This is a genomic window from Pantoea sp. CTOTU49201 (assembly GCF_032054795.1).
GTDB lineage: Bacteria > Pseudomonadota > Gammaproteobacteria > Enterobacterales > Enterobacteriaceae > Pantoea > Pantoea symbiotica.
Genome location: NZ_DAMBSA010000516.1, coordinates 1 through 2750 on the forward strand (window position 1 = coordinate 1; position 2750 = coordinate 2750).

3 protein-coding genes are annotated in these 2750 nt (G+C 55.2%); 2 read left to right on the forward strand and 1 reads right to left on the reverse strand.

The features are described 5' to 3' along the window. Together ligA and RTY00_RS23085 are read left to right on the forward strand one after the other, a co-directional pair. Nucleotides 1–1670: NAD-dependent DNA ligase LigA (ligA, locus tag RTY00_RS23080; protein ID WP_312666512.1), on the forward strand; the 1670-nt coding region annotated here is incomplete at its 5' end. 1 nt (nucleotide 1671) lies between these two features. Next, nucleotides 1672–1890, forward strand: a complete 219-nt coding sequence (locus RTY00_RS23085) for a DUF3820 family protein (protein WP_061717899.1) — start codon at nucleotides 1672–1674, stop codon at nucleotides 1888–1890. A gap of 31 nt (nucleotides 1891–1921) precedes the next feature. Here the strand turns inward: RTY00_RS23085 and RTY00_RS23090 are convergent. After that, nucleotides 1922–2750: bile acid:sodium symporter family protein (locus RTY00_RS23090; protein ID WP_312666513.1), on the reverse strand; the 829-nt coding region annotated here is incomplete at its 5' end.

The following is a 2750-nucleotide window of genomic DNA, read 5'->3' on the forward strand; positions in this document are numbered from 1 at the left end:
ATGGCTTAGCGGTGAGTTTGCTGTATGAAGATGGCCTGCTGGTGCGCGCGGCGACGCGTGGAGATGGTACCACCGGCGAGAATATCACGGCGAACGTGCGCACTATCCACGCCATTCCACTGCGTCTGCATGGCGATAACATTCCCGCACGCGTTGAAGTACGTGGCGAAGTGTTTATCACCGAAAGCGGCTTTGAAAAGCTGAATGAAGAAGCGCGTCGCACCGGCGCGAAAGTCTTTGCAAACCCACGTAACGCAGCTGCCGGTTCGCTGCGCCAGCTCGATCCGCGCATTACTGCCAAACGTCCGCTGACCTTCTTCTGCTACGGTTTTGGACTGCTGGAAGGCGGTGAAATGCCCGCCAGCCATTGGCAACGTCTGCAACAGTTTAAGGCGTGGGGATTGCCGGTCACCGATCGTATTCGTCTGGCTCACAGCGCCGATGAAGTGATGGCGTTTTATCGTCAGGTTGAGCAGGAGCGCCCGTCGCTCGGCTTCGACATTGATGGCGTGGTTATCAAGGTCGATTCACAGGCGCTGCAGGAGCAACTCGGCTTTGTGGCGCGTGCGCCGCGCTGGGCTGTGGCATTTAAATTCCCGGCGCAGGAACAGATGACGTTCGTGCGCGATGTCGAATTCCAGGTGGGCCGCACCGGCGCGATTACGCCAGTCGCGCGTTTGGAGCCGGTTCAGGTTGCGGGCGTTGTGGTGAGCAACGCTACCTTGCATAACGCTGATGAAATCGCCCGATTGGGTTTGCGCATCGGCGACAAAGTGGTGATTCGCCGCGCCGGTGACGTGATTCCGCAAGTGGTCAATGTGGTGGAATCGGAGCGCCCGCAAGAGACGCGTGAAATCGTCTTCCCGAGTCATTGCCCGGTGTGCGGTTCAGACGTTGAACGCGTGGAAGGTGAAGTGGTGACGCGCTGCACCGGCGGCCTGATTTGTGGCGCGCAGCGCAAAGAGGCGCTCAAACATTTTGTTTCGCGTCGTGCGATGGATGTCGATGGCATGGGCGACAAAATCATCGATCAGCTGGTAGAGAAAGAGTACGTCTTAACGCCAGCCGATCTGTTCCGCCTTACGGCCGGTAAGCTGACCGGCCTCGATCGTATGGGGCCAAAATCGGCACAGAACGTGGTCGACGCGCTGGAAAAGGCCAAATCCACCACGCTGGCGCGTTTTCTCTATGCGCTGGGCATTCGAGAAGTCGGCGAAGCCACCGCTGCTAACCTTGCCAATCACTTTGGCGAGTTGGAAAAGGTGATGAACGCCGATCTTGATGCGCTAATTGAAGTGCAGGATGTCGGCAAAGTGGTAGCGACGCATGTGCGTAACTTCATGGATGAAGAGAGCAACCGCGCCGTGATTCGCGATCTTACCGAAGAGATTGGCGTGCATTGGCCGCAGGTTGAAGTGGTCAATGTCGAAGAGATTGATAGTCCGTTTGCCGGTAAAACCGTGGTGCTGACTGGCTCTCTGTCGCAGATGAATCGCGATGATGCTAAAGAGCGTTTGGTGGCGCTGGGCGCTAAAGTGAGCGGCAGCGTGTCGAAGAAAACCGATTTGCTGATTGCGGGTGAAGCGGCCGGATCCAAGCTGGCGAAAGCGCAGGAACTCGGCATTGCGGTGATCGACGAAGCGGAAATGATTCGCCTGCTCGGAGCCTAACGTGGATAAACAGCAGCTAGTTGAAATCGCCAATACCGTGATGCCGTTCGGCAAGTACAAGGGCAGAGTGCTGATTGATGTGCCGGAGGAGTATTTGCTGTGGTTCGCCCGCAAAGATGAATTTCCGGCCGGTAAGTTAGGTGAATTGATGCAGCTGACGCTGACGATTAAGATCGAAGGTCTGGAAGGGTTAATCAAACCGCTCAAACGCAATGAATAAACAAACGGCCCGCATTTGCGGGCCGTTTTACTTAGGACTTCTGCGCTTCTACTTGCTGCTGCGCCAGCCGTTTTTCATTCCCAGCTTTGTAGCGCTGGGCAATGAAAGAGCACACCATTAACTGTACCTGATGGAAGATCATCAGCGGCAATACGATAATACCCACAGATGCGGCCGGGAATAGGATGTTGGCCATCGGCACACCGTTCGCCAGACTCTTTTTCGAGCCGCAGAACAGCACAGTGATTTCATCGGCACGGCTAAAGCCAAACAGGCGTGATGCTCCGAGATTAATCGCCAGCGCAACAAACAGAATGAGCAGGCTGCCTGCCAGAATCCATAACAGCGTATCCAAACCGACGCGGTGCCAAATACCATTCACAACCGCTTCACTGAAGGCTGAGTAAACCACCAGCAGAATGGATGTCTGGTCAGTTTTACCAATCAGGCTGCGATTTTTTTCCACCCAACCGCCGATCCAGCGGCGTGAAAGATGACCAATTACAAACGGTACCAGTAATTGCAGCATGATTTTGCCAATCTGCTCCAGCCCATTACCCGGCATTTCGCTGTGTACATTCATTACCAGATTCACCAGCAGCGGCGAGATAAATACGCCGAGCAGGCTGGATGCCGAAGCTGCACATACCGCTGCGGCAACATTCCCGCCCGCCATCGAGGTAAAGGCGATGGCTGACTGCACGGTAGCAGGCAGAATGCAGAGATAGATAAAGCCGGTATAAATCTCCGGACCGACATTCACCGGATGCCACCACACCAGCAGCAATCCTAAAATTGGGAATACCACAAAGGTGCTGCACATAATCCACAAGTGCAAACGCCAGTGGCTGCTGCCGGCA